The 25,211-nt window shown below is 65.1% G+C and carries 20 protein-coding genes and 1 pseudogene; 13 read left to right on the top strand and 8 right to left on the bottom strand.

Annotated features, from left to right (window positions below; all coding sequences use genetic code 11):
- Nucleotides 1–21: 21 nt before the first annotated feature.
- From HBB12_RS06420 to HBB12_RS34450, 5 genes are all read right to left on the bottom strand, one after another.
- Nucleotides 22–2,208, bottom strand: coding sequence for a TnsB C-terminal domain-containing protein (locus HBB12_RS06420; protein ID WP_236988576.1), 2,187 nt, complete (start codon nucleotides 2,206–2,208; stop codon nucleotides 22–24).
- Nucleotides 2,208–2,672 carry a hypothetical protein gene (locus HBB12_RS06415; RefSeq protein WP_236988575.1) on the bottom strand — a complete coding sequence of 155 codons (465 nt, stop codon included), beginning with the start codon at nucleotides 2,670–2,672 and terminating at the stop codon, nucleotides 2,208–2,210. Before HBB12_RS06415 ends, HBB12_RS06420 begins: the two co-directional genes overlap by 1 nt.
- 3 nt (nucleotides 2,673–2,675) lie before the next feature.
- A complete protein-coding gene (locus HBB12_RS06410) occupies nucleotides 2,676–2,912 on the bottom strand; it encodes a hypothetical protein (RefSeq protein ID WP_236988574.1) in 237 nt (78 codons plus the stop codon).
- Nucleotides 2,912–3,790, bottom strand: coding sequence for a ParB N-terminal domain-containing protein (locus HBB12_RS06405; RefSeq protein ID WP_488656592.1), 879 nt, complete (start codon nucleotides 3,788–3,790; stop codon nucleotides 2,912–2,914). Before HBB12_RS06405 ends, HBB12_RS06410 begins: the two co-directional genes overlap by 1 nt.
- An 84-nt stretch (nucleotides 3,791–3,874) precedes the next feature.
- Nucleotides 3,875–4,186, bottom strand: coding sequence for a helix-turn-helix domain-containing protein (locus HBB12_RS34450; RefSeq protein ID WP_442919233.1), 312 nt, complete (start codon nucleotides 4,184–4,186; stop codon nucleotides 3,875–3,877).
- 181 nt (nucleotides 4,187–4,367) lie between these two features.
- On the opposite strand from HBB12_RS34450, the gene HBB12_RS06400 reads away from it, so the two are divergent.
- The 10 genes and pseudogenes from HBB12_RS06400 (at nucleotide 4,368) to HBB12_RS06355 (ending at nucleotide 14,530) form a co-directional block, all read left to right on the top strand.
- Complete coding sequence (locus HBB12_RS06400; RefSeq protein ID WP_236988572.1) at nucleotides 4,368–5,135, top strand: S24 family peptidase; 768 nt, start codon at nucleotides 4,368–4,370, stop codon at nucleotides 5,133–5,135.
- Nucleotides 5,136–5,177: 42 nt separating this feature from the next.
- Nucleotides 5,178–5,465 (top strand): hypothetical protein, encoded by a 288-nt coding sequence (locus HBB12_RS06395; protein ID WP_236988571.1) that lies wholly within the window; start codon nucleotides 5,178–5,180, stop codon nucleotides 5,463–5,465.
- A gap of 282 nt (nucleotides 5,466–5,747) precedes the next feature.
- Nucleotides 5,748–6,935 carry a cystathionine beta-lyase gene (gene metC / locus HBB12_RS06390; RefSeq protein ID WP_236988570.1) on the top strand — a complete coding sequence of 396 codons (1,188 nt, stop codon included), beginning with the start codon at nucleotides 5,748–5,750 and terminating at the stop codon, nucleotides 6,933–6,935.
- Nucleotides 6,936–7,361: 426 nt separating this feature from the next.
- A pseudogene (locus HBB12_RS06385) lies at nucleotides 7,362–8,575 on the top strand (tyrosine-type recombinase/integrase).
- Nucleotides 8,576–8,616: 41 nt separating this feature from the next.
- Nucleotides 8,617–9,744, top strand: a complete 1,128-nt coding sequence (locus tag HBB12_RS06380) for a hypothetical protein (protein WP_236988569.1) — start codon at nucleotides 8,617–8,619, stop codon at nucleotides 9,742–9,744.
- Nucleotides 9,745–10,303: 559 nt separating this feature from the next.
- A complete protein-coding gene (locus tag HBB12_RS06375) occupies nucleotides 10,304–10,537 on the top strand; it encodes a helix-turn-helix transcriptional regulator (RefSeq protein WP_236988568.1) in 234 nt (77 codons plus the stop codon).
- Nucleotides 10,538–10,637: 100 nt separating this feature from the next.
- The gene (locus HBB12_RS06370; RefSeq protein WP_236988567.1) at nucleotides 10,638–11,417 is read left to right on the top strand and encodes a hypothetical protein; all 780 of its coding nucleotides are present in this window, start codon (nucleotides 10,638–10,640) and stop codon (nucleotides 11,415–11,417) included.
- A 182-nt stretch (nucleotides 11,418–11,599) separates the two neighbouring features.
- On the top strand, nucleotides 11,600–12,430 hold the full coding sequence (locus tag HBB12_RS06365; protein ID WP_236988566.1) for a hypothetical protein: 831 nt from the start codon (nucleotides 11,600–11,602) through the stop codon (nucleotides 12,428–12,430).
- A 904-nt stretch (nucleotides 12,431–13,334) separates the two neighbouring features.
- The gene (locus HBB12_RS06360; RefSeq protein ID WP_236988565.1) at nucleotides 13,335–14,045 is read left to right on the top strand and encodes a hypothetical protein; all 711 of its coding nucleotides are present in this window, start codon (nucleotides 13,335–13,337) and stop codon (nucleotides 14,043–14,045) included.
- Between the two features lie 86 nt (nucleotides 14,046–14,131).
- Nucleotides 14,132–14,530: a hypothetical protein gene (locus HBB12_RS06355; RefSeq protein WP_236988564.1), complete on the top strand. Its 399-nt coding sequence runs from the start codon at nucleotides 14,132–14,134 to the stop codon at nucleotides 14,528–14,530.
- Nucleotides 14,531–15,072: 542 nt separating this feature from the next.
- Here HBB12_RS06355 and HBB12_RS06350 read toward each other — a convergent pair.
- Entirely contained in the window at nucleotides 15,073–15,348 is a 276-nt protein-coding gene (locus tag HBB12_RS06350) for a hypothetical protein (RefSeq protein ID WP_167858511.1), read from the bottom strand.
- Nucleotides 15,349–15,631: 283 nt separating this feature from the next.
- On the opposite strand from HBB12_RS06350, the gene HBB12_RS06345 reads away from it, so the two are divergent.
- Nucleotides 15,632–17,866 carry a CHASE3 domain-containing protein gene (locus HBB12_RS06345; RefSeq protein WP_135414713.1) on the top strand — a complete coding sequence of 745 codons (2,235 nt, stop codon included), beginning with the start codon at nucleotides 15,632–15,634 and terminating at the stop codon, nucleotides 17,864–17,866.
- 282 nt (nucleotides 17,867–18,148) lie between these two features.
- Entirely contained in the window at nucleotides 18,149–20,563 is a 2,415-nt protein-coding gene (locus HBB12_RS06335) for a hybrid sensor histidine kinase/response regulator (RefSeq protein WP_272913249.1), read from the top strand.
- 123 nt (nucleotides 20,564–20,686) lie between these two features.
- Here HBB12_RS06335 and HBB12_RS06330 read toward each other — a convergent pair whose 3' ends face one another.
- Nucleotides 20,687–22,741 (bottom strand): ATP-binding protein, encoded by a 2,055-nt coding sequence (locus tag HBB12_RS06330; protein WP_236988563.1) that lies wholly within the window; start codon nucleotides 22,739–22,741, stop codon nucleotides 20,687–20,689.
- A 3-nt stretch (nucleotides 22,742–22,744) separates the two neighbouring features.
- Nucleotides 22,745–22,954, bottom strand: a complete 210-nt coding sequence (locus tag HBB12_RS06325) for a ribbon-helix-helix domain-containing protein (RefSeq protein WP_236988562.1) — start codon at nucleotides 22,952–22,954, stop codon at nucleotides 22,745–22,747.
- Nucleotides 22,955–23,494: 540 nt separating this feature from the next.
- Here HBB12_RS06325 and HBB12_RS06320 point away from each other — a divergent pair.
- Nucleotides 23,495–25,204 carry a PAS domain-containing HWE histidine kinase family protein gene (locus tag HBB12_RS06320; protein ID WP_236988561.1) on the top strand — a complete coding sequence of 570 codons (1,710 nt, stop codon included), beginning with the start codon at nucleotides 23,495–23,497 and terminating at the stop codon, nucleotides 25,202–25,204.
- Nucleotides 25,205–25,211: the final 7 nt, after the last annotated feature.

Here is a 25,211-nt window from a genome sequence, read left to right as displayed (position 1 = left end):
AGTCCGGGGCCTTTTTTTTATTCACGCCCCGCTGTTCGGGGTCTTCTTCTGTTCGCGGTCGTGGATCTTGCGCAGAGCCACGTATTCTGGGGTGCCCTGGTAGCGCCCGAGGCTGATCAGCTCGTCGGGCTCCACGGCCTCGCCGGCCTCGTGCCGCAACTCCACCGCGAGCATCCGGGCGAAGCGCTGGCGCGAGGTCTCCTGCTGGCGCAGCGGCGTGACGTTGGGCGCTTGGCGCGCCTGCTCCCGCAGGCGGGCATGGGTCGCAGCGGCGGCCTCCGAGAGGGGCTTCGCCACCGGCCCGCGCCCGCGCTGGACCGCAGCGTCGCGGGCGGCGGCGATGTGCAGGGTGGTGTGCTCAACCTCGGGCCGCGGGAACGGCACCACGTCGGCCCTCTCGGCCTCGCGCGCGTCCTTGTCGCGTTCCCAGACCTTGCGAGCCCGCTGGGCAAGGTTCGGTCCCTTGCGCAGCTCGCGGCGGATCTTCTCGACCTGCTTCGTGCGCTCTGCCAGCACCTCGGCGCGGATCTCGCGCTCTGCTGCGACCAGGGCCGCCGCCGGCAGGCCGGAGAGCTGAGCGTTGACCGCCTCGCCAAGGAAGGTCTCGCCGTCGGGCTCGAACAGGTAGAGGCGCCCCAGGTCGAGGGGATCGCGCCGGACGAACACGCGGGTGCCGGGCAGGATCGCACCGCAATGGTAGGCGTGGTTCTCGACGTGGACGCCTGTCTTCGTCATCACGCGGGTGCCGTCGCCCCGCGCGGCCGGCGCCAGCAGGAGGTCGAGGGCGCGCACGTCGACCCGGCGCACGGTGTGCGAAGCATTCGCCGCGACCTCGGCCGGAGTTGCCCCCTTGAGACCCTTATGGGCTCGATGCTCGTAGTGCAGCTCGGCCCAGGCATCGACGTGGGCTTGCATCTCGGCTGCGGTGAGCTGCACTGCGAATGTCGCGGCGTCGTCCTGGCCGAGGCGCTGGGCGAAGGACTTCCGGCCCTCGATCGCCTTCCGGTCGGCCACGGTGTGCCCGACGAAGCCCGGGAGTAGCGTTGTCGCGTCATGCTGGAATGTCTTGATCAGCCGCTCGACGTGACCCTTCTGCTCCGGCGAGAAGGCGTCGGACGTGATCGCAGTAATGCCGAGCGAGGCCAGCAAGCGCTGGGTGCTTTTGGCGACGAAATCGCTGCCGTTGTCGGTCTTGATCTCGGACGGGACGCCCCAGGCCGTGATGGCCTTGCGTAGGAGCAGCCCCACCGCCTCGGCTCTAGGCGTGCGCGACATGTAAAACACGCCGCGGCGGGTCGCGATGTCGACACAGACGTAGATGGAATGGCGCCCGTCGGTGCAGAGCGCGTCGACCGGCGAAGCGTCGATCTGCCAGAGCTGGTTCGGCTCGCCGATGTGCCGGAGCGATCCGGAGCCCGATAGCTGCATGTGCGAGCGGAAGCGGTCCGGATCGGTGAGCTTCGTCAGCACCACCTTCTCGGCCTCTTTCAGGGCCTTCAAAGCCGCCTGGAAGGTCCGCAGCGGCGGCATTGGCACCGCCTTGTCCTTTACCGTGATGGTGTCGCCGAACTCGTCCCGGCAGAGGGTGCGGACATGCGCTGCCGAGAGGTGCGGCTGGTGGGCGATCAGCCCGAGGATCCAGGCACGCACCTTGCCGTCATTGGCGGTATCGAGGACACCGGTGCCCTTGCGGGCGGCACCGCGATCGAAGGCCAGTCCGTCGCGGTCCCTGGCCGCCTCGGCGCGCCAGCGGGCGAGCGTCCGGCGGGAGAAGGACGGCACCAGCTCGCGCACCCACGCCTCGATCGCGAAGGTGCCGGCCTGGTACTTCGCGACGAACAGTTGCTCGCAGCCCTGCGCGTTCAGGCGCTGGCCGCGAGCGAAGAGGTCGTAGGCGCGCAGGATTGCCAGGCGGGCATCGCGCTCCAGGGCAGCGCGGCCCGAAAGTGCAGCGAGAGGCTGCACTTTGGCCGGCTCCGGCACCGGCCCGACGGGAATGGTCCGCTGGCGATAGACGACCTGCGCGAGCGAAGGCAGCAGGCCGATGCTGTACTCCATGCCGCCGCCGCGGCCGGCGCGGCGGCGAGCACGGTACGGATCGAGGTTCCAGCCCTCGCGCTCGGCGAGATCGTTGATGCCGCGTTTGGTCGTCGGCAGATGCGGGAGCTTTTCGTCCGCCAGTTCTTGGGCGGTCAACCACTCCTTCATCACCGGCGTCCCGCGATCTTAGCTTCCAGGGCGGCCTTGCGAGCGGCAACTTCGCGCGCATGCTCTTCGAGCTGCTGTAGCTCGATCATGTCGATGTAGCTGGCGGGCACCACGGCATAGCCGAAGAGGCTCGCCGGGAAGCCGAGAAGGTCGTGCCGACCTGTTGCGTGGACGAGGGCGACGTAGGCGTCGAAGGGGATGCGATGCTCGACCGCTGCCGCGCTCGCCCATTTGTCGAGCGTGGCCACCCTGACCTCACGCCCGAGGTATTCGGCCATCCGCCGGGCAACCTCAGCTCGGGGGATGTCGGCAATGCTGGCGTCGCGCAGAGCGCGGCTGACGAGGCGCACGATCTGATTGCCCAGATCTCCGCGACCCGCCACGTCCTCGCCGTAGCCGACGGTGACCGGCTCGGGCTCGTAGGCTGAGAGATCGCGGGCGTGGAGGTCGCGGAGCGGGGCCATCGATCAGGCCTCCCGTACGTGCGAGAGGGCGATCGACCCGGTGCGGGCGCCGGTGACGTAGACCACCGGCGTGTGACCGCTGAGAACCTGGGCAGGGTACTTGATCCTCACGGCCACCGACTTGCCCTCACGGGGCCCGGACCAGACGTGGATCGTGTCGCCGACCAGGTGCAGGAGGTTGAAGGCCTCGCACTGGCGTTCCAGCGCTCTAAGGTTGCGCTCGCGCAGGGACGGGCGCATCACGCCGCTCCCCGCCCGGAAGCCCGACGACTGGCGCCGCGCGCCGCCGACCACCGCTCGATCGCCTCGGCGTTGAGGTCGAAGAAGCGTTCCTGATCCTGCGGCCGGAGCCGGGAGAAGGTCTGGTGGATCTTCTCCGAAGGCGAGAGGCGCGCCGCAGCCGGCGTGCCGTCGAGTGCGATGATCGCCTCCGCCACCGTGGCTGCCCGCGGCTCGGCGGCCGTGAGCATGTCGATGATGGAGACCTGACGAGCTGCCGTTTGCTCGGCCAGGACGAGCAATTCGGCGCGGCTATTTGCAGCCTGGTGACCGACCAAGCGGTGCCCCTGCGCCGTCGGGATCGACGCAATCCGCAGGTAGCGCGACATCGTCGGCTGCGAGATCTGAAGCGCCTTCTGGGCGGCCTCCGACAGGCTGAGCACGAAGGCGTCGGCAACGTCGTCGTTGCCGGCCTCGGGAATTTCATTCCGCTGGAATGGAATTCCCGTCCTGGGCTTGGGGCCCCGCTTGATGACGCCGTTGACGCCCTCGTACACCGCCCGCCAAGCGGCCACGTAATAGGCCCGCTCGAGCATCGTCAGCTCGGCGCGTAGGAAGTTGCCCTTGATCTCGCCGAGCCGCACGAAGGCGTCGTTGGCGAGGGCCGCCTCCGGCTCGATCGCGGCCTCGATGCCGGTATGCCCGAGCTGAAGACACGCCGCCACGCGCCGGGCGCCGTCGATGAGCTGGAAGCGGGCACCGCGCTCGACGACGCGGATGGGCTGGACTTGCCCGTCCGCCTGGATCTCCTCGGCAAGGAGTTTGACCCAAGCCGGGTCGAGGGCGCGCAAGCGTCCTCCGACGTCTACCGATGCAAGGTCGACGGTACGCACGTTCATCACAGGGTGATCCTGCTGTGGTGGGGGGCTGTGAACGTCGCGAGGCTTGGCCGTCAGCGATCGTGGTTAAGGCTGCCGGAGCGCTCAGGCCTGGGCTGCAATCTTGTCAGCAGGGGCAGCGCGCTTTTGCCGGGACTCTGCCAGCCGCTTCACGCTAGCTTGGCGCCGGCTCTGAACGAACCCATCGGGGAAGAGCTTGTCGAAGGGGATGTTGAGCGCTTCCGCGAGCGCATCGGCGCCCTTCCGGTTGATCCCATGAAGGGCCTGGCGACAGGACGCCTCGTGGAGGCCGGCGGCGAGCGCAATCCCCCGGAGCGAGAGGTGACGGCGCCTAACCTCGTCTCGGATGAGGTCGGGGGTCCACCGATCGGGCTGCGTTTTCGCAGGCTGGGTCACATTCTGGCTCCTGGGAACCGCCGGCTGGCAGGCCGGCCTCTCGGGTCGCGTTGCAACAGTTGGTAGAACGATCGTATCCGCGATTTTGCGGTTTTGAAAGCGGGAAATCGCGTTCCCACTTCCATATCCGTATTTTTGCGGAATTACAGAAGTTCTGGCTTAAAGATCAATGGCTTAAGGTATGGCAAGGCCGATAAAGGAAACCGGGAAGCCGGTTCCCGGTTTCACCAGCGGCTTCAGAGATCGGCTGGAGGCCGTGATTAATCAGGTTGGTGGTGGGCAGGCCGCTGCCGACCTAACGGGCGGCTCGATTGACCAGCTCACCTCGTGGAGGCTGGGTCGAAGCAGGCCCGATTTTTTCGCGCTGCTCCGCTTGTGCGAGGCCGCAGGGGAAACTGTGGATTGGCTCGCGAAAGGCGTGCGCCACCCTGACGTGAAACCAGCCAATGTTCTATCCGTTATGAGAACGGAAAGAGAACATATGGGGCAGCAGCTAATGCAAGGGACTGTGCCGGACGAGGGCAGCGAGGATGCTATCGCCCTGCCGCGGCTCACCATTGACGGATCGGCGGGTCATGGCCTGATCCCAACACGGGAGGAAATCGAGGACTATCTGTCCGTTAGTAGACGCTACTTGCGGGAGGTGGGCATCAACCCTCACTACGCGCACGTCCTGCGCCTTAGCGGCCATTCGATGGCGCCGACGCTACTGGATAAAGACCTTGTGATCGTCGACACATCGCAAAACCGTGTTCGCGACGAGGAGATCTATGCCTTGGCCTATGGTGATGCCGTTCTGATCAAGCGCATTCGCCCCCAACTCGATGGTGGCCTGAAGATCATCAGCGACAACAAGGGTGGTCACTACGAAGACGCCGTCGTGCCTGCTGCGGAGCGCGGCCACGTCCGCATCGTTGGTCGCGTAGGCGGCTTCCTGCGCTATATCTGAGGCGATCCACCGACAGAACGACCATTCCTAGGATCAAGCTCGATGAAAAACAGCCCCTTTGAGAGATTTTGCTGCTTCGTCGCGCTGATTAATCTGCTGGCGTTTTACGGATTGGTGGGCTGGTTTTTGCTCGACCGATCCGTCACAGCCGCAATCGCAGTAGCGTTGACATTGAACATGGCGATGGCGTGGCTGCTCGTTGCCGGCATTAGTCGTGACGCTTCCGGCGTGCGGGTTTGGACCTCAAGGCCCGCCGTTGGATGCATCCTGCTGTCCGTTGTCGTAGCCGCTGGCCTATTTTTCTGGGCCGCTGGTTCCACGAGGGCGTGACATGTGATGCTGCGCGGCCGCACCCAAGCGAGCCTCGTCCTGCCATCTGATCCAGCGCGGGGTCTTGGCCAAAGCCGAGCGTCACAAAGCGGGAAAAGCCTTCGGAATGATGCGCTTATCCCGCCAGGACCCGGCCAATCCCGGAAATTCCCGGTTCTGCCATCTGATCTAGCGTCCTACATCACGGTCGAGGCTTGACGGCGGGCGGCGGCCCGGGATGTGCTCCACTCAGGTTTCCCGGCCCGTTTCCGGACCGCCCGATCCCGCCACGCCAGAGGCCCGATGAGCATCACCCCGCCCCGCGACAAGAGCCGCCTCGGCACCCGCACCCGCCTGGTCCATGCCGGCCGCGACCCGTCGCAGCAGCACGGCTTCGTCAACACCCCGATCTATCGCGGCTCGACCGTGCTCTTTCCGAGCTACGACGCACTCCAGAACCGGCGGGCGGAGTACACCTACGGCACCGCCGGCACGCCGACGATCCGCGCCCTCGAGACCGCCTGGACCGAACTCGCCGGGGCCGCCGGCACGGTGCTGACGCCCTCGGGCCTCGCCGCCGTCACGGTCGGGCTCCTGTCCTGCCTCAAGGCCGGCGATCACCTGCTGGTGACCGATTCCGCCTATCGGCCGACCCGGGCCTTCTGCGACGGTTTCCTCAAGCGCTTCGGTGTCGAGACCACCTATTACGAGCCGACGATCGGCGCCGGCATCGCCGCGCTGATGCGCGAGAACACGGCGGCGGTGCTCACCGAGGCGCCGGGCTCGCAGAGCTTCGAGATGCAGGACATCCCGGCCATCGCCGAGGCCGCGCATGCGCGGGGCGCCTGCGTGCTGATGGACAACACCTGGGCGACGCCGCTGCTGTTCCCGCCGCACGAGCGCGGGGTCGACATCGCCATCGAGGCCGGCACCAAGTACCTGTCGGGCGGCTCGGACCTGCTGCTCGGCCTCACCTCGGCCAATGCGCGATACTGGCCGGCCCTGCGGCGGACCTTCGACCTGTTCTCGATGTGCGCCGGTGCCGAGGACGTCTTCCTGGCCCTGCGCGGCCTGCGCACTCTGCCCTTGCGCCTGCGCGAGCACGGCGAGCAGGCGCTCAGACTCGCCCGCTGGTTCCAGGGCCGGCCGGAGGTCGCCCGGGTGCTCCACCCGGCCCTGCCGGAGGATCCCGGCCACGCGATCTGGTCGCGCGACTTCCTGGGATCCTCGGGCCTGTTCTCGATCATCCTCCAGCCCTGCCCCGAGGCCGCCGTGGCGGCGATGCTCGACGGGCTGGAGCTGTTCGGGATGGGATTCTCCTGGGGCGGCTTCGAGAGCCTGGTGATCCCATTCGACTGCGCGCCCTACCGCACCGCCACCCCCTGGGCGCCGGGCGGGCCGGGCCTGCGGTTCCAGGTCGGGCTGGAGGATCTCGACGACCTGACGCGGGACCTGGAGGCGGGCTTCGCTCGGCTGCGGGCGGCGTCGTGAGTGGGGTGGCGCTCGGTTGAGCGGGTCTCTGCTGCGTTCCCGGGCAGGGTTCGGCGGCGGGATGCTGCGTGACGGGCCTGCCCCAGCATCCTGCCGCCCTTCGCGCCATCCTCGGCCGCCGGGCGGCCTTCCCGATGCGATCCACGCGTCCCGTGACCGGGCGTCGTCACGGGGATGGCGAGGCCGGGCGCCAATTGGCCGAGGCACCAGGGCTCGCGCTGGAGGCGTTGGGCTCAGCTCTTGAAGTCGCTGGCGGAAGGGGCGACCGCCCATTCGACGTCCGGCAGTGTCCAAAATCATGTAGATCGTGTTTCACATCAGTGATTTAAGAGAAAGTGATAGTCCGGAAGGAGCCTGCAAAATCTGGCTACATCCGAGCCGATATGTGGTATGGAATGTGGGGTAGCTGAGTTCGGCGGAGGATCCATGAAAGGTAGGGGCAGGCATCCTGATAGAGCACTCACCGCCATGCAGGTGCGGCAGCTCAGACAGCCTGGCCGATATGCTGACGGGAATGGTCTCTATCTCGTCGTTGATCCTAGCGGCGCCAAACGTTGGCTTCTCAGGCTTGTTGTACAAGGTCGCCGCCGCGATATCGGCTTGGGTGGGGCTGGTCTCGTAACGCTTGCTGAAGCTCGTGAGCGAGCACTCGCCTACCGCAAGACGGCCCGGGAGGGTGGCGACCCGCTGGCTGAGCGCCGCAAAGCGCAAGACGTCGTCCCGACCTTTGCCGAAGCCGTCGACCGCGTCCATGGCGAACACAAGGCCTCATGGGCCAACGCGAAGCACGCTCAGCAATGGCGTAATACCCTGCAGCAATATGCCTGCCCTCATCTTGGGGAGCGCCGCGTCGATCAGATCGATACTCCCGACGTTTTGCGAGTGCTCGCGCCGATCTGGCTGACCAAACCGGAGACCGCACGGCGGGTGCGCCAGCGTATCGGCACGGTGCTCGACTGGGCCAAGGCCGCCGGTCATCGCAGTGGTGAAAACCCGATCGAGGGCGTCGCTAAAGGCCTGCCGAAGCAGGGGGCCGTGACGAGCACCACGCGGCCCTGCCATATGCCCAAGTCCCACTTTTCATCGTCCGACTGCGAGAGTCGGACGCGAGCGAAGGCAGCCGGCTTGCCTTCGAGTTTCTAGTGCTGACCGCCGCGCGCACGAGCGAGGTGCTCGGCGCGCGCTGGGACGAAATCAGTGTGACGGAGCGGCTGTGGACCGTGCCCGCAGTGCGCATGAAGGCCAAGCGCGAGCACCGAGTGCCGCTCAGCGAGCGAAGCCTGACGCTTCTTACGCGAGCGCGAGAACTCGCCGCGGGCAGTAGCTTCGTGTTCCCCGGTCGCTCGGGGGAAAGGCCGCTGTCGAACATGGTGTTCCTGATGTTGTTGCGGAGGATGAACCTCAGCATCACCGCTCACGGTTTCCGTTCTTCGTTCCGCGATTGGGCTGGGGAGCGCACCAGCTTGCCGCGGGAGGTCGCCGAGATGGCGCTAGCGCACGCGGTTGAGAATCGGACGGAGGCTGCCTACGCACGCAGCGACTTGCTGGAGCGCCGACGCGAGCTGATGGAGCAGTGGACTGCGCATGTTATGAGCGAACCCACATCCGGTAGCGTCGTACGCAACACGTCTGTATCGTAACACGCGCATATATCCGGCGGTGACCTCGGGAGCGAACTTCAGTGACGGATGGTGGGCCGTGCCGAGAGGCACAGAAAGCCGAAACTCCGCGTCGCCGGCGCCTGTGCGCGAATTGGAAAGCGACGGAGCAGGCGACCCCCCTGCGCCCGTTCATTGATTATGCCTGGGAGAATTTCGATCCACGAGCGATCGCAAGTTATCTTCTCGACTCTGGCCCCAGCCATTTCCATCGACACAAAGCAATCTTACACGCCGGCTTCTGCGCTTGGGTAATCTGCCCCGGCTTTCGCAAGCTACGCGAGGACGCAATGGTCTACAGCGTAGCCAGAGCTATTGAAGCGGCCGAAGCTCCCTGGCGCGAGAAGGCCAGCGGATTCAATAGGCTGGTCGGTGATGTGGTCGGGTTAACGCTTGGAACCGATCGACGCTTCAACGATGAGGTCTTCTATCCTATCGGAGGCGCTCCCCGCATTCTGCGAGCGATGTCACGCCCAACGTTTAAGCGCACCCTGCTGTCACACGCCACCGAGATGTTGGAAGCGGTGCATTTAGTAGCTCTACACCATTATCATCTTACGCATCTGCCCGATAAAAAAACTTACCACATTCCAAGTAAGGATGCCGGAGCGGCGTTGGTCAAAACCGCATTCGGCGCACCGAGTAGCCGATTATTCGTGGAGGAGCTACGAGTAAAAGTCAAAGCTGGCCCTGCCATCAAGCCCGAAAAAGATGGAAAATTGCCTGCGCAATACAAGCTACGGGCTGAAACAAACATTGTCAAATCATGGAATGCCTCGCGGGCGTCCATCGCCTATGCCTATGCCTATGCTGCAGCCTCTCTGCCAACGGAGCCCGGCCGAACGCTGCTGCACGAGATCGTTGCCTGCCGATCCACGTACACAAAGCATCGCGATCTGATGCTAGAATGGTGCGGGCGGGCGCGCTTCGTGGTGGAGGGAATCCTAGACCAATGCCACCCAGAGCAGAAACCGTACGACTATGGAGCTGATATTTTCAGCGTTGCCCCTGTACCGTTCGAATTACCCAAGGTATTTTCGTTTTCTCCTGAAATCATTGCCGATGGTTATAAAAACGCGCGTGCGGATCTTCAAGAAAAACAAATAAAACAGAATATTGATCTGATAAATAGATATTCATCTCCATCCTAGTGTAGCTAAAAAACATGCTTTATTTACTAAAAATCACAAATATTATATTTTTATATTGCATATCTTCTGAGCTGGGTCTGCGATTTCTGTGGGTCCGCTTCATATATCCATCGCTTCAATCCGCAGCAGCTGAGTTTTGAGGGGCCGCTGGCATCTACGCCCCGTCGGTCGGTAGTAGATCGAAAATATCGCGGTTTCGGAACGGTGAACGGCGCGCGCGGCAGATGCGTAGAATTCTGCGTTGGGTACCCGCCACACGCACATACCAGTCACGGCTGCGACAGTCAGCAGTGCGGCGGTCGCCCCAACACAAAACGGCGACTGGGCGCCTAGCCGGGATCTGGCGAACGGCCTTCACGTATGTACAGGCCCTTCCCCTTTGACGCTGACAAGCCGGCCCGCCGCATCACTCGTCCGTCCGACGGGGCTGAATCCGAGGCGACCCGGCAAATTCGCAGCAACATAAGTATCCTCAAAATTTTCTGACGAGTTCCGCGTGCGGATCGGTGTGTAGTAAATCTCTCTTTGCCGGCCGGCGCCCCGTCACGGAGATTATCAGATGACTGAGAAAAACAATGTTAAAAACTTGGGTGAGGTAGCGATTGACGCAGATGGCTTGCCCAAGATCGGCTTCGTGCGCCTCGGTACCGTCTTGGACCTGATCCCCGTCTCCCGCTCGACTTGGTTCGCCCACCGTGGCAGCCGCTTCCCGCTGCCGGTCAGCCTCGGCCCGCGTATCCGCGTCTACCGTGTTGAGGATATCCGGCGCTTGCTCGCGGAGGGTGTCGAGTAGTCCCCATTGCCGCGGCGGAGTGGCGACGAGGCACTCCGCCGCGACGATCGAACTCAATGAATTTCGTATCGAAAATCCCTCTAATACGCAGGACGCAAACATGTCGAACGGTTTTGACGTGAACGATTTCGACAGCGGGCGGCGCGATCCGCGCCGCTACATGCGCGATCTTAAGCAAGAGATCCGCCATGGTGAGCGGGGTTACCATGCTGCTCTCCGAGGCCGGACCGCCGGACTGCTGGCTATGGTGTACGCCGGGCGCGACGATTACGATCTCTTCTGCGAGTGGCGGCAGGCAAAGTGCTTTGAGGGCGACAACAAGCTCTTGTCGCTCACGGAAGAGAACTTCCGGTCGTATGTCGCCCGCTGCGTGGTCAAGCTGGGCTGTTCTGGCAGTGACATCCTGCCCAGCACGCTGTCCAAGACTGTGACCCTTATCAAGTTCCTTGTTAAAGAGGAGGTGAGTCCGGAAGAGTGCGCTGAGTTTATCAAGGCCGAGAATGGTTTCGAGAACGCCTACCAAAAGGCAAAGGAGGAGCGCGCCCGTCAGAAGAAGGTGAAGACGACCTCAACGCGGTCATCGCAGGATGAGGCGCTCGGCGCTACCAAGAACAAGGCGACTTCCAAGGCGGCTGGCAAGCCGAAGGAGCGCCGCGAAGCGGGCAGCGCGCGAGTCGCAAACGATGGTCCCCACACTGTCCAGCTCCAAATCAATCTGTGGAAGAAGGAATGGGACGACTTTGAGGGCGAACCGGAGGATGGTGAGATTCGCCTTGTGAAAATCTGCTGGGGCAAGCGTGGCCCGACCAGTCCGATGTCCTGGAGCCTTGTGGAGTACGAGGTTCTCCCCGGCGAAGCCTCTGACGACGAAAGCGAATAGTACCGCCAATCTACGGCATCTGATTAAACGATGGGTGGGACCGGACGGCTATGCCGTCCGGTCCTCCGCATTTTCAAAGGCGAGTATTTTGAACGCGGTGTGCGAACGCTTGTATATACGACTAATACGATGAAAGTGAGCATTGTTGATGCTTGGTAAAGTACTGATATGTCTATGTCGGTATGGTGTTCATCATGATGCAACGCTCAGCATTTGCTCGCTTTTCCGTGCGCGAGCACGCCCAAGCCGCCCGCCTCATAGAGGGACTGCGGGGCTACCATCAGCAGGTCTACGACCGGCCCGAACGCGAAGTACGTCGCCTTGGCCGCCGCCAGGCTGGCAAGCTTGGCACACAGAACCCCTACGCCCGTGAGTATTGGATGCGCTCGCTGGGCGCGGGTTTGTGCCGTCACGTCGGTGCCCGTGCTCCCAACTGGGAGCCGCGCATTCCCGTTTTCTTCGTCACCCTGATCGACGAGGAGCAAATCGCCTATCCTACCGGCAGCGAGCGGGGCTGGCGTCCCGCGCTCACGATTGATAGCGTTCGCCGCCGCTACCGTAGCGCGCTGCGGGGCCTAGACTACCTCGGGATGCTCGACCCTGCCTTCTACGTCTCTGCGCAGAGGGTTGAGCACGTTCCGCGTTTCATCCTCTGGCACGCTCATGTCATTGTCTGGAATACGTCAGCGCGCGAACTCGACGAGTGGGCGATGAATGTTCGTCCGACGATGAGTGCTTACCTGCCTTATGCCACTGCAGTAGATTGGCGGCAGATCCGACCGCCGGATCTTCGCCAAATCATTTGGTACACTGGCAAAACACCTTACAAGCAATATCAGGTTTGGCGGCGCGAAACAGGTTCTCTCGCTCAACAAAAACGCGTCATAAACGGAATCAATTCCGTTCGTCTCTATAAAGAGATGCGCAACTTGACACTGCCGGATCTTACGCTGGCCGGAGGTGAGGCCCGACCAATTCTGAAGCAGGCGCTTGCATCTGCTTTGACGTGGTAAGCGCGTCTCGGCTTCTGAGTTCGTGCCGAAGTTCTATTCGGTAAATACCTCTCGCTGACGACGTTGTCGGTAGTGAGGGCAATGCGATGAAGCAAAAATATGCGGGTTCTTACAAGCGGCTGGAAAAAATTGTCAGAGATTGCGGCATATTCGGAGAGTGGCGCCCGCTTGAATCGGCAGGCTGCCATCAATTCCGTTCATCCTCTGGCGAGATCATGAACTGGTGTTCGAGCACTGGTACGGTCTGCTTTCAGGGGCGGCCCGGCCCACTACAGCGTCGCTTCACTGCAGTCTTCGCGCGCGGATCGTGAACGCCTAACTGCCGTATGTGCATCGGATATCCGCGAGCCCGCGGGGCAGAGTGAGCAGGGGCTGGGAGGGGGCTGCCCCCTCCCAGCTTTTTCGTATCGAAAATTCGCGCACGTTCCCCTGTGGAGTTCGTAGTTTGTTCCGCTACCTCAAAGCCGTGTTTCATCGTGTGGCCTTGAAGGTAGCATGATTTTCAGACGTCGGACGTTGGGGATCTTATTCGCCAGCGCTAAACTCTGCCACACGCAACTTACCTGATCGACACCGAGCAAACGGTACTGTCATCGCAATTGCCCACCATCTTCCGGATAAGCCGTCCTGGCGCTGGGTGTTACGCGGTGCTGAACGCGATCCTATAGGTGCTGCAGAATACGCTGCCTAACGCTCGAAGCCTCGCGATTTAGACAGTGCGCCGCTGGTTCGGGCGCTTGACGAACACAGGGTCGTGCCACCGGTAGCTTCGATCACTAGCGTGATAGGCTATTCGGTAAAATCAAAATAAGAGCGCTCATCCTGTGGCGCCTCTTGGGTAAAGTGTTATTGATCCGGCGCAATCGGGATCCGTCAGCGTTTTAACTTTGATACGGAGGCTAGCATGTTCTCGGCGCAATTCACGGGGCAAATACAAGATCTGCTTAACATCGCGCACTTCTGCAAACTCCGCGGTCAGTGGTATTTTTCCGAAAAGCACAGCACCTACGTGCTCTCGACTACTGAGAGCAAACTAACTTGGAGAATGGCCAGCGGTGCGGTCGGCGGTATCGCGCATACCCTCGAGCGAACAATGCTCTTCTACGACGTGCTCACGATGTTCGAGCTGCAGAAGGTCCAGAAGCACCCGTTGCCCTTTCTCAAACCGTCAAAAAAGGTCGAGATCCTGCCGCTGCCTACGAAGCATCCCCTAAGACACGCCTATATCCTGCTGCGCGCTTTCAACAACCGGCCGGGCGGGACGCACCCGAGGCCCCTGGTCAATGGCGGTGTTGCAGACAGTGCGGCCACTACGGCAGGCGCATCTCGGCTGGCGTCCACCATGATTGCACGGGTTGCTAAGCCGACGACTCCGGCCCAGGAGAAGTTGTGCGACGCGTTCAGCCACCACCTCAATCGAGCCGAGAACGCGAGCGTGGGGCCCGAAACCTTCGAAGACTGGATTGGGCGGGACATCCTCAACGCATGGAGCAAAGCGGCCAAGCAGATCGGGATGTATAGCGAGAACGAGGGCGCGCTGCACTTCCACGACTTCCTTTCGGACGAGGACAACGCTGACATAAGCGCGTACCTCGCCCGTTCGGCACTTCATTAGGAGTCACGACGGTGGTCTCGCCGCCCCTGGCGGCGGTCGGACGACCGTCGACCGTATCCACCCGCCGTATTTGTTAGGAGACCCGCATGACCAAGGCACCCAGGCGCATCGCCCGCAAGCGCCAGCAGATCGCTAACCCTGCGACCAGCAAGGCACCTTGCACCAGCGTTCCTGCCCGGCGCACCCGCAAGACTCACCCCCCTGAAGGACCGGGGGCGTTCGGACGGCCCACTCGGGCCACCGTAGCGGCGCGCGCTGACCTGAGAGGCTGGCTGGCCGACGGCACGCTGCAACGGGTGGATGCGCTGATGATGGCCAGCCTGCTGCTGGCCGCCGCGGTGCGGGAGGCGCGTGCGTTCCTGGATCCGATGTCGCTGACGATGGCGCTCGCTGCGATTGGCACGGTGCCAGAGAGGGTGACTGGAGAAAATCTCGATGCCAAAGTCCAGAGCATCCTGATGGGTGTGGCCGAGTCCGAGCTGTAGGGCCGAGGTCACGCACCCCGGGGCTCTCTGGCCGCCTCAACGCGGTGACGGTCAACGATAGCCCGTAGGCCCGGCGCTGGTGCCTTGGCTGACGACCGCTACGTCGAGGTTGCAGTTGCCCACGAGCTGGAGCGCCTGCAACTGGCCGCGTCGGCTCAGTCGTCTGCGTTGAAGGCCCCCTGCCAAGCCGCGTGAGCAGCACGCGGTTCGAGGCACCCGTGCCGCGTTCAGTGCGCCTGCCAGTAACGTCCCATCGTAGGCTGCCTAAAGGACGTGGTGAGCGAACAGGGCCTACGCCACAACACCGAGAGCGTGACGACGAAGCAGTTGTTGAAGCTCGGCGTGATCAAGGTGACGGTAAGCGTCCAACCCGACTCGCAGCTCTGCGAGTACGCCCGGACCAGGGCGGGGCGCCAGTCCCTCGCGCGGCGAGTGACCGGGGACGTCTGCAGTGCGCCATTAGCGGACCTTCAGCTACAATTACTTGAATATCCGCTATCCGACCGCAAGCTGCCTCTGCACGGAGTGGTCGGGACGGGAGGCTACAAGATCCTTATGCCGGGAACGACGCGCTGGACGCCCGGTCCAAAGCCGATTAGGCCGAGGACGTCCGCGTCCAGGCTTAGCTCGCCAAGGTCGAGATCCAGCTCGACCGCTTCTGCGCCGAGGAGTTCTCGGACCGCATCATAAAGGAAATAGCCGAGCTTCTCGTAGAGCGGGGTTCCCCCTGACGCCGTCAGAGAGTCTGCCGGGCCACGGGCCCTGATATCCGCGGCGCCGCGCTGCAACGATGAACCCACCACACCGGTCATGCTCAAGGCGTAGATGGACGTCCGGGTCTCGTTCGGGCGTTATTTCGAACCGTGGAACGAGGGCCGGTATGCCCGCTGGGCCGGCTGAGAGCAGGAAACTCAGTGCGTCCGCGGAGGGATGCGTCCCACGATCCCGGTTCGCGGCGCCCGTAAAAGGCCCGCATCGCGGCGCATGGGCTGACCTTGGACGCACGAGTGGGCATTGCCTCAAGGTCTCACTAGCGACCAATATGGCACCGCGCTCGCTGACGTGAACCAAATAGTAAGCTGCGGCCGCAACTAGGATACCATGACCCAGTACCTCGTCAGGCGCGCTAACGTCCTCGTCCTCGGCGTGCTGATCGCCATCCTCGCCCTGGTCGGTGCGGCGACCTGGGAGCGGCTGAACGCCTCGCGCGACGCTCGCACCTGGTCGCGGCACAGCTATCAGGTGCTCGACACCACCAAGGACCTCGCCATCGCCTTGCGCGACGCCGAGCGCGGCCAGCGCGGCTACGTCCTCACCGGCAGGGCCGAGTACCTCGGCCCCTACGACGTCGCGCGCGACCGCCTCGGCCTTCTCCAGGGCGAGCTCCAGAAGCTGACCGCCGACAACCCCGCGCAGCAGGAGCGCATCCGGGCGCTGGCCCCGGCCATCCAGCACAAGCTGGAGGAACTCGCCCAGACGCTTCAGGCGCGCCGCGACGGTGGCCTGGAGGCGGCGCTGCGCATCATCAACGGCGACGCCGGCCGCAACCACATGCGCGAGGCCGAAACCATTCTTGCGACCATGCTCGCCGACGAGCAGCGGCTCCTCGACGAGCGCCTCGTGCAGAACGACGCCCGTGCGACCTGGGTGCGCTGGATGGTCATCGCCGGTTCCGTGCTGGCGGTCCTCACCCTGCTCTGGGCGGCCCGCCTCCTGAACCAGGCGTGGTCGCGTTCCTACAGGACCGAGACCGAACAGCGGGCTGTGGCCCTGCGCCTGCGCACCACCCTCGACAGCCTCAGCCAGGGCGTCGCGGTGTTCGGGCCCGACCGCAAGCTCGCGAACTGGAACGAGTGCTTCCAAGTGCTACTCGACCTGCCGAAGGCGATGGTCCGACGGGGCACGACCTACGGCGCCTTCGTCGAGCACACCGGCGAACCCGGGCGTCCCGCTCTGGAGACCGAGGACCAGGTCCGACACGGCAGCCGGAATCCCCGCGAGGCCGTCACCTACGAGCGGGAGAACGCGGAGGGGCACCACCTGGAGATCCGCCGGACGCCGATGCCCGACGGCGGCTTCGTGCTGACCATCTCGGACATGACCAAGCGCGCCCAGGCCGAGGGCGTGCTGCGCGAGGCTCAGAAGATGCAGGCCATCGGCCAGCTCACCGGCGGCATCGCGCACGATTTCAACAACTTGCTTCAGGTCATCCTCGGAAACCTGGAATTCATCCGGGCGAAACTCGACGGCGACGCCAGGCTCCAGACGCGGATAGAGCGGGCATCCTGGGCTGCCCAGCGCGGGGCGACGCTCACCGGCCAGCTCCTCGCCTTCGCCCGCAAGCAGCCGCTCGCGCCGTCGGCCATCGACCTCGCCGCGACGATGCCGGACCTGATACCCTTGCTGCGGCGGACCCTCGGCGAGACCATCGATGTCCGTTACGTCGAGACCGTCGGGCTGTGGCCCGCGATGGCCGACGCGGCGCAGTTGGAGAGCGCGGTCCTGAACCTCGCGCTCAACGCCCGCGACGCGATGCCGGGCGGCGGCCGCCTCACCATCGAGCTCGGCAACAAGGTCCTCGACGACGATTATGTCCGCCGGCACGCCGAAACCGTGCCCGGCGACTACGCCATGGTGGCGGTCTCCGACACCGGCCATGGCATGACCCCCGACATCGTCAAGCGGGTGTTCGAGCCGTTCTTCACGACCAAGCCCGACGGCAAGGGCACGGGGCTCGGCCTCGCCATGGTGTTCGGGTTCGTCAAGCAGTCCGGCGGACACGTGAAAATCTATTCCGAGCCCGGCGAGGGCACGACGGTGAAGCTCTACCTGCCGCGTGCGGTCGGGGCCGCGGCGGCGACGGGCCAGCGGTCCGGCAGTCCGGTCGATCTGCCACGCGGATCGGGAACGATCCTGGTCGTGGAGGACGAGGCGGCGGTTCGCGAAATCGCCTGCGCGATCCTGGCCGATCTCGGCTACCGCGTCCTGGAAGCCGGCGACGGCGAGGAAGGGCTGAGGGTCTTTGCCGCCAACGTCGCGACCATCGATTTGCTGCTCACCGACGTGATCCTGCCTGGCAAGGTGCGGGGTCGCGAACTCGCCGAGAGGGTACAGGCCCTGCGGCCCGAGGTCCGGATCGTGTTCATGTCCGGCTACACCGAGAACTCCATCATTCATCATGGCCGGGTCGACGACGGGGTGCATCTCATCTCCAAGCCGTTCAAGCGCGAGCAACTCGCCAGAAAGGTCGCCGAGGTGCTCGGACCCGCCGGAGCGGAGATGCCCGAGGCCGCGAACGTGGTGGCCTTGCGCCCGGTCAAGGGTACAGGGCTGTGACGTCGACGTCCGGGGCCTAGCGCCGATTGATCGGGCCAGGAGGCTGGGGTGCTAGGGCCTCGACTGGCGGGCCGGTTCGGCGGCGGGTCGCCTCCCGGCCATGGCGTATCCGATTGCATGCCGTCCTTCCCTCAGGCGCCCCCGGGTTAGGGCAAACGCCAACGGACGACGCCGTCGAACGTCGCACTCTACGCCTCGCCACCCGGACGCCGCTGTCGCGTTATCCGACCCGGACCGTTGTCCCGCGCCGGTGCGGAAGGTACTCACGCCAAGGGAGGGGCCATGGACCCAGAGATCGAGAGGCTGCGGCGGCGCGAGCGCGAACTCGAGGACCGCGTCGCGAGGCTTGAAGCCCAACTGGGTGACGGCCTGCGCCGGCCGGACCGTGGGCAGCGAACCTCGGCGGCATCGACCGACCTGCTATTCACGGCGGCGGAGAAGACTCGCATGCCGCAGATCATCACCGACCCCAACCAGCCAGACAATCCCATCGTCTTCGCCAACCGGGCCTTCCAGAACCTGTGCGGCTACGACGCTGCCGAGGTGATCGGGCGGAACTGCCGTTTCCTCCAGGGCCCGGACACGGACCCCGCCGACGTGGCAAAGGTCCGTGACGCCATCGTGGCCCGGCGCGACGTCGTGGTCGAGATCTTGAACTACCACCGCGACGGCACACCCTTCCGCAACGAGCTCTACGTGAGCCCCGTCTTCGACGCTGAGGGACAACTCCGCTACTTCTTCGCCAGCCAGCTCGACGTCACCCGATTCCGGACCACGGAGGGCGTACTCGCCGAGAGCGAAGCCCGGTACCGGGCGTTGTTCGACGCCGTCGACAGCGGCTTCTGCGTCATCGAGATGCGCTTCGACGCGGACGACCGCGCGGTCGATTACCGCTTCGTCGAGGTAAACCCCGCCTTCGCGGCGCAGACGGGCCTGCACGATGCGGCTGGACGCTGGGCGAGCGAGCTCGTGCCCCGGCTCGAACGCTCCTGGTTCGACACCTACGGCGCGGTCGCGCGGACCGGCCAGCCGGTGAGGTTCGAGAGCGGGTCCATTGCGATGGGACGCTGGTACGACGTGCACGCCCTGAGGGTGGGCGACCCCGAGCAGCACCGGGTCGCCATCCTGTTCAACGACATCACCGACCGGCGCCGCTTTGAAAACCACTTGGAGGCCACCGCCCAGGAGCAGGCCAACGAGCGCGACATGGTCTGGCGAGCCAGCCGCGACCTCTTCGTGGTCTGCGGACGCGACGGCTTCTTCCGCAAGGCGAACGCCGCCTGGACCGAGATGCTGGGGTGGGAGGAGACCGACGTCGTCGGCGCCCGCTTCGACGCCTTCGTCCATCCCGACGACCGGGCGGAGGCGGCTGCGGCCTTCGAGCGGGTCACGGGCGGGCTGGCGCTGCACGACGTCGACGTGCGCGTCCGCGCCAGAGACGGCGGTCATCGCTGGATCTCCTGGAACGCTATTCCCCGGGGGGACCACTTCTACGCCGCCGGTCGCAACGTCACGGAACGGCGGGCGCTCGAGGAGCAGCTGCGCCAATCGCAGAAGCTCGAGGCCGTGGGGCAACTGACCGGGGGCGTGGCCCATGACTTCAACAACCTGCTCACGGTCATCAAGTCCTCGACCGACCTGCTGAAGCGGCCCGGCCTCGCCGAGGAGCGCCGGCTCCGCTATGTCGGCGCGATCTCCGACACGGTCGACCGGGCCGCCAAGCTCACCGGTCAGCTCCTCGCCTTCGCCCGCCGACAGGCCCTGCGGCCGGAGACCTTCGCGGCCGACCGCGCCGTGGCGGCGCTCGCCGACATGGTCGGCACGCTCACCGGATCACGCATCCGGGTCGAGTTCGGCATGCCCGACGGGGAACAGGACGACCTTCACGTCAACGCGGACCCGAGCCAGTTCGACACGGCGTTGGTAAACCTCGTGGTGAATGCCAGGGACGCGATGGACGGCGAGGGCCGCCTGCGCATCGGGCTCCGCCGTGCATCCCGTATCCCCGCTGTCCGGGCGCATCCGCCGCGGCGCGGCGACTTCGTCGCGGTCACGATCTCGGACACCGGTGCGGGCATCGCCCGCGAGAACCTGGAGCGCATCTTCGAGCCGTTCTTCACCACCAAGACCGTGGGCCAGGGCACGGGACTGGGGCTGAGCCAGGTGTTCGGGTTCGCCAAGCAATCCGGCGGCGAAATCACCGTCGAGAGCGCGCTCGGCGAGGGCACGACCTTCACCCTCTATCTCCCGCGGGTCGGCCCGTCACGCGCCGCCGGGCCGGTGGAGGAGCCGGAGGCGCTGGCCGAAGGGCACGGGACCCGGGTCCTCGTCGTCGAGGACAACCTCGATGTCGGCGCCTTCGCCGAGCAGGCCTTGCGCGAGCTCGGCTACGTCACCGTCTGGGCCAAGGATGCGCATCAGGCACTCGCCGAGATCGAGCGCGACTCCTCGCAATTCGAGGTGGTGTTTTCGGACGTGGTGATGCCAGGCATGAACGGCGTCGAGCTCGCGGGCGAGATACGCCGGCGCCGGCCGGACATCCCGGTCGTGCTGACCTCCGGCTACAGCGACGTGCTCGCCGCCGAGGGCACGCACGGCTTCGACCTGCTGCGCAAGCCCTACTCGGTCGCCGATCTGTCGCGCATCCTCCGCCGTGCCGTCCAGGACGCCTGCGTCGGGCTTAGGGGCGGGGCCTGACACCGTGCGGGCTGCCGCGGACACCGGTCTCGACACGATCAGCTTGACCGTGCGAGGGGCCACCGTGGGCGAAGGACTGCTCGGAGTGGACAGTCGAAATGGGCTGCAGCTTGTTGCCGGACGCTACTCGTCGCCGATGCGATTGGGGTGGTCGAGCCTGGCGACCGCCTGCAAGGTGCGCGAGAGCTGTTCGACCGAGTAGGGTTTCTGCAGAAGTTCGAACCCGCCGGTGCCGGTCTGGGCCAGAACGTGGCTGTAGCCGGAGGTCAGGATGACGGGCAAACCGGGATGACGCCGCCCGATCTCACGGGCGAGATCAACGCCGTTCATGCCGGGCATCATCACGTCCGTGAACACCACGTCGAACCGACCCGCGTCGTCGGCCAGCTCCGCCAGAGCTTCCCCGGCATCGGCCGCCCAGACCGTGGCAAAGCCAAGTTCGGCCAGAGCCTGCGTGGCGAACGTGCCCACCTCGACGTTGTCCTCGACCACAAGCACGCAGGTGCCATGGCCATCCACCACGGGCGTCCGCTCGCCCCGTTCCGGGGCCTGGATCGCGCCACCCACGCGGGGAAGATAGAGTGTGAAGGTCGTACCTTGCCCGACCACGCTCTCCACCACGACCTCGCCCTGTGACTGCTTGGCGAAGCCGAACACCTGGCTGAGCCCAAGGCCGGTGCCCTGCCCGACCGCCTTGGTGGTGAAGAACGGCTCGAAGATCCGCCCCAGCGTCTCCGGTGTCATGCCGATGCCGGTATCGCTGATCGACACCGCCACGAACGGTCCATCCACCGCAGGGTGGGCGCGCACGGGCGGCATCCGCTCGACGGCCCGCACGCGAACGATGAGTTGCCCCTCGCCCTCCATCGCGTCGCGCGCATTCACGGCCATGTTCACCAGCGCCGTGTCGAACTGGTTCGGGTCAGCGTTCACGAAGCAGTCGTTCTCCGGCAGCTCGGTCACGACCCTGATGCGCGAGCCGGTGAGCGTGCCTAGCATTTCGGAGAGTACCCGCACGCTGTCGCAGGCTGCGAACACCTTGGGTTGGAGTGTCTGCCGCCGTGCGAAGGCGAGGAGCTGGCCGGTCAGCTTCGCGGCGCGATCCACCGTGTCGGAGATCGCCTCGATGTAGCGGCCGCGCCGTGCCTCTGCGAGATCCGGGCGCTTCAGGAGGTCGGTGGAGGACTTGATGACCGTGAGGAGATTGTTGAAGTCGTGCGCCACGCCGCCGGTGAGCTGGCCGATAACCTCCAGCTTCTGCGACTGCCGCAACACGTCCTGCGCATCCTGAAGCTCAGCTTCCGCCCTGAGCCGCGCGCTGATGTCGTGAGCTTGGTGGAAGGCGCCGAAAACCTTGCCCGCCGCATCGCGCAGGGGCGTGTAGGTGATCTCCCAGCATGGCTGGCCGAACTCGGCCCGGCCGAAGACGGCCTCGACCTTGTACGCTTCACCGGCCAGCGCCCGGGCCATATTGGCGCGCATCACGGCGGCTTGCTCGGGGATGAACAGGTCGGGGAAGATGTCGCCGACCTTCGTGGTGAAGCCGTTGACGCGGAAAAACTCGTCGTTGTGGGCCTTGTTGAAGGCGATCAGCCGATACTCCGTGTCGAAGACGCAGATCGGCGCGGTGTCGGACTGGACGATGTTCTCGTACAGGTCGCGCTCGGCGGTGCGCGAGGCGAGGCGCTGGTTGGCATCGAGGTGGAAGCCGATCAGGTCGGCAAACATCTTGAACATGCCGACGATGGCAGGCGTGTTCAGCTTGGCGGGCTTGGGGTCGATGGCGCAGAGCGTGCCGAAGAACGTGCCGTCGGGCAGCACGATGGGCATCGAGATGTAGCTCTGAAATCCGTAGCGGGCGGGCGTGTGGTGGCCGCAGAAGGCCGGGTCCTCGGCCACGTGGTCGATCACGACCGCGGTGCCGCTCTGCCGGATCTCGTGGCAGATGGTCGTCTCGAGGCTCAACTCACCGCCAGGCTTGAGGCCGAAGGCGATGTCATCCTTGACGGCGCAGGCGACCCAGCGGTCATCGGTGACGCGCGCGATGGCAGCGAACCCCATTCCGGTGGTTTGGCACACCACGTCGAGGATCGTGGGCACGGCCGCGATGCTCTCGACCGCGACGACGTCGGTGAGGAAGCCTTGAAGGAGCGTCGAGGCAGGTCGAGGGTCGGCCATCGATCAGCGACCCGGACGATCGTCTGCACGGGCCGCTTCGTGGACTGCCGGGCGCCCATCCGTGGTCGGCGCATGGTCACCCTCGATGAGAAGGCGCAGTCCGGCTCGCGCCACCTCGTTCGCGTTCGAGTGGTCACCCGATGCGACCTGAGCGTTGATGGAGGCGGTCAACTCGGTCGCCAGGGAGACGTTGCGGGTCTGCGTGTTCGGCATGCCAACGGTCTGTCACGCTCGGGCGAGACCGTCAAAGGTTGCCAACCGGACACCCCGGACCCGGAAGGAGGAGTGCGGCGGGATGGCCGCGAAGCGGGCACCCCAAAAGCCCGAACGGTCGGGAGTAGACCCTCTTACAGTCAAGCGAGTTGGGTTTTGACCTTGGGCGGCCTTCCTGTGCCGCATCGCGTCCGAGACCTTGTCGCGCCGGCAGGGATTCTCGAAGCCCTTCTCCGGGAGATCGCCGGGGCATGGAAGCGTTGGCATGTCGCCGAGTCCGGGCAGCCCGCCTCACGAAGAGGTGGGCGCACCTCCCTTCCTGGCGCGCCGGTGACCGTCTAGAGATGGTGCAGGCGGGTCGCTCGCCGAACGGGGTATCTCGCGAGACGAGGCATGATGCGACACGCCAAGCTTGGCACGGAAGCTGGACGGACCGGTTCACTGCGGATGGCGGACCTTTTCCGTCTTTACGACTGGGCGTCGACGCCTTTGGGGAAGCGGTAGACCTGGCCCGCGGTTTTGCGTACCACGGTCGACCTGATGCTCGCGTCGCTGCACCCGATGTGCGTCATGTGGGGACCTGAGCGCATCTTCCTCTACAACGACGGCTATGCCGAGATTCTGGGAGCGCGCCACCCCAGCGCCCTGGGCCTCCGGACCGAGGACGTATGGCCGGAACTGTGGGACGACCTCGTTCCCCTGATCGACCGAACCTTCCGAGGGGAAAGCTGCGCGTTCCGCGACCAGCCCCTCACGATGATGCGCAATGGCTTCGAGGAGCAGGTCTGGTACGACTTCGCCTATTCGCCCGTTGGCGACGAGCGAGGCGAAGTCGTCGGCCTGCTCAACGTGACATCCGACTGCACGGCCCGGGTCGTCGCGCAGCGGGAGCGCGACGCGGCCGTTGAACGGTTGCGCGCGAGCGAGAAGCGGTTGGCGGCGCTGGTCGAGGCGAGTTCGGACAGCCTGTACTCGATGAGCCCGGATTGGCAGGAGATGCGCACCTTGCAGGGTCGCGGCTTCATCACCGATGCCGACGCGCCGAGCGTGCGCTGGATGGACGAATACCTGCTCCCGGAGGACCGGACCGACGTCAGCGACAGGATCGCGACGGCGGTCGCGCGGACCGAGCCCTTCGAGATGGAGCACCGGGTGCGCCTCGCCGACGGGAGCACGGGCTGGATCTTCTCACGCGCGGTCCCCGTGAGAGACGGCGAGGGCCGCGTCACGGAATGGTTCGGCATGGCCGCCGACGCGACCGCGAGGCATCGCGCCTTGGAGCAGTTGCGCGAGAGCGAATCCTTCATGCGCGGGGTGCTCGCCGCCTCCAGCGACTGTATCAAGGTGCTCGACCTCGACGCCAGGCTCACCTACATGAGCGAGGGCGGCAAGCGCGTCATGGATGTCTCTGACTTCAACGCCGTCGCCGGGTGTCCCTGGCCGAGCTTCTGGGAAGGCGAGGGCAACCTCGCCGCCAAGGAAGCCGTTGCCGCGGCCAGGGCGGGCGTTGCGTCCGGATTCCAGGGCTACGCCGACACGATGAAGGGCAACCGCCGGTATTGGGACGTGCAGGTCTCCCCGATCGTGGGAGCGGATGGGAAGCCCGAGCGCATCCTGTCGATCTCGCGCGACATCACCGACCTGAAGGTGGCGGAGGAGGCGCGCGCAGTGCTGGCTCAGGAACTGGCCCATCGCATGAAGAACTCGCTCGCCATGGTGCAGGCCATCGTCACCCAGACGCTGCGCCAAGCGAAGTCGATGGAAGAGGCCCGCGCGGCGGTGGGACAGCGCCTGTCCGCCCTCGGCCGGGCGCAGGACATCCTCACCCGATCGAACTTCACAGAGGCCGACATCCATGACGTCGTCGCGGCCGCCATCGACCCGTACCGAGTCGTCGGGGATCGCATCTCCTGGTCCGGCCCGCCCCTGATCCTCACCTCGCAGCGGGCGCTCGGCCTCTCGCTCGCGGTCCACGAGTTGGCGACCAACGCGGTCAAGTACGGCGCCCTGTCGAACGAGGCCGGCCGCGTCGCGATGTCGTGGCGGTTCGAGGATGGCGCGTTCGCCTTCGATTGGGTCGAGACCGGCGGGCCTCCCGTCGTCCCGCCCGGGAGCCGGGGCTTCGGCTCCAAGTTAATCGAACGGATCGTGGCAGCCTATTTCGAGGGGGAGGGCCACCTGGATTTCGACCCGGCAGGCATCAGGTTCAGGCTGACGGGCGTGCCCGGCAGCATCGCGGTCGAGGCATGATGGTTCG

The sequence above is a fragment of the Methylobacterium sp. SyP6R genome, from assembly GCF_019216885.1.
GTDB lineage: Bacteria > Pseudomonadota > Alphaproteobacteria > Rhizobiales > Beijerinckiaceae > Methylobacterium.
The sequence above is the reverse complement of the archived record's forward strand: the minus strand, read 5'-3'. Positions and strand labels throughout refer to the sequence as shown.

What these genes read in the sequence shown, in the direction of transcription:
- HBB12_RS06375 (WP_236988568.1), top strand. Translation starts at nt 10,304, where the DNA reads ATGACTGAGAAAAACAATGTTAAAAACTTGGGTGAGGTAGCGATTGAC.
- HBB12_RS06395 (WP_236988571.1), top strand. Translation starts at nt 5,178, where the DNA reads ATGAAAAACAGCCCCTTTGAGAGATTTTGCTGCTTCGTCGCGCTGATT.
- HBB12_RS06420 (WP_236988576.1), bottom strand. Translation starts at nt 2,208, where the DNA reads ATGAAGGAGTGGTTGACCGCCCAAGAACTGGCGGACGAAAAGCTCCCG.
- HBB12_RS06415 (WP_236988575.1), bottom strand. Translation starts at nt 2,672, where the DNA reads ATGGCCCCGCTCCGCGACCTCCACGCCCGCGATCTCTCAGCCTACGAG.
- HBB12_RS06320 (WP_236988561.1), top strand. Translation starts at nt 23,495, where the DNA reads ATGCTCGCGTCGCTGCACCCGATGTGCGTCATGTGGGGACCTGAGCGC.
- HBB12_RS06360 (WP_236988565.1), top strand. Translation starts at nt 13,335, where the DNA reads ATGTTCTCGGCGCAATTCACGGGGCAAATACAAGATCTGCTTAACATC.
- HBB12_RS06335 (WP_272913249.1), top strand. Translation starts at nt 18,149, where the DNA reads ATGGACCCAGAGATCGAGAGGCTGCGGCGGCGCGAGCGCGAACTCGAG.
- HBB12_RS06410 (WP_236988574.1), bottom strand. Translation starts at nt 2,912, where the DNA reads ATGCGCCCGTCCCTGCGCGAGCGCAACCTTAGAGCGCTGGAACGCCAG.
- HBB12_RS06330 (WP_236988563.1), bottom strand. Translation starts at nt 22,741, where the DNA reads ATGGCCGACCCTCGACCTGCCTCGACGCTCCTTCAAGGCTTCCTCACC.
- HBB12_RS06355 (WP_236988564.1), top strand. Translation starts at nt 14,132, where the DNA reads ATGACCAAGGCACCCAGGCGCATCGCCCGCAAGCGCCAGCAGATCGCT.
- HBB12_RS06405 (WP_488656592.1), bottom strand. Translation starts at nt 3,790, where the DNA reads ATGAACGTGCGTACCGTCGACCTTGCATCGGTAGACGTCGGAGGACGC.
- HBB12_RS06370 (WP_236988567.1), top strand. Translation starts at nt 10,638, where the DNA reads ATGTCGAACGGTTTTGACGTGAACGATTTCGACAGCGGGCGGCGCGAT.
- HBB12_RS06345 (WP_135414713.1), top strand. Translation starts at nt 15,632, where the DNA reads ATGACCCAGTACCTCGTCAGGCGCGCTAACGTCCTCGTCCTCGGCGTG.
- metC (WP_236988570.1), top strand. Translation starts at nt 5,748, where the DNA reads ATGAGCATCACCCCGCCCCGCGACAAGAGCCGCCTCGGCACCCGCACC.
- HBB12_RS06400 (WP_236988572.1), top strand. Translation starts at nt 4,368, where the DNA reads ATGGCAAGGCCGATAAAGGAAACCGGGAAGCCGGTTCCCGGTTTCACC.
- HBB12_RS06365 (WP_236988566.1), top strand. Translation starts at nt 11,600, where the DNA reads ATGGTGTTCATCATGATGCAACGCTCAGCATTTGCTCGCTTTTCCGTG.
- HBB12_RS06325 (WP_236988562.1), bottom strand. Translation starts at nt 22,954, where the DNA reads ATGCCGAACACGCAGACCCGCAACGTCTCCCTGGCGACCGAGTTGACC.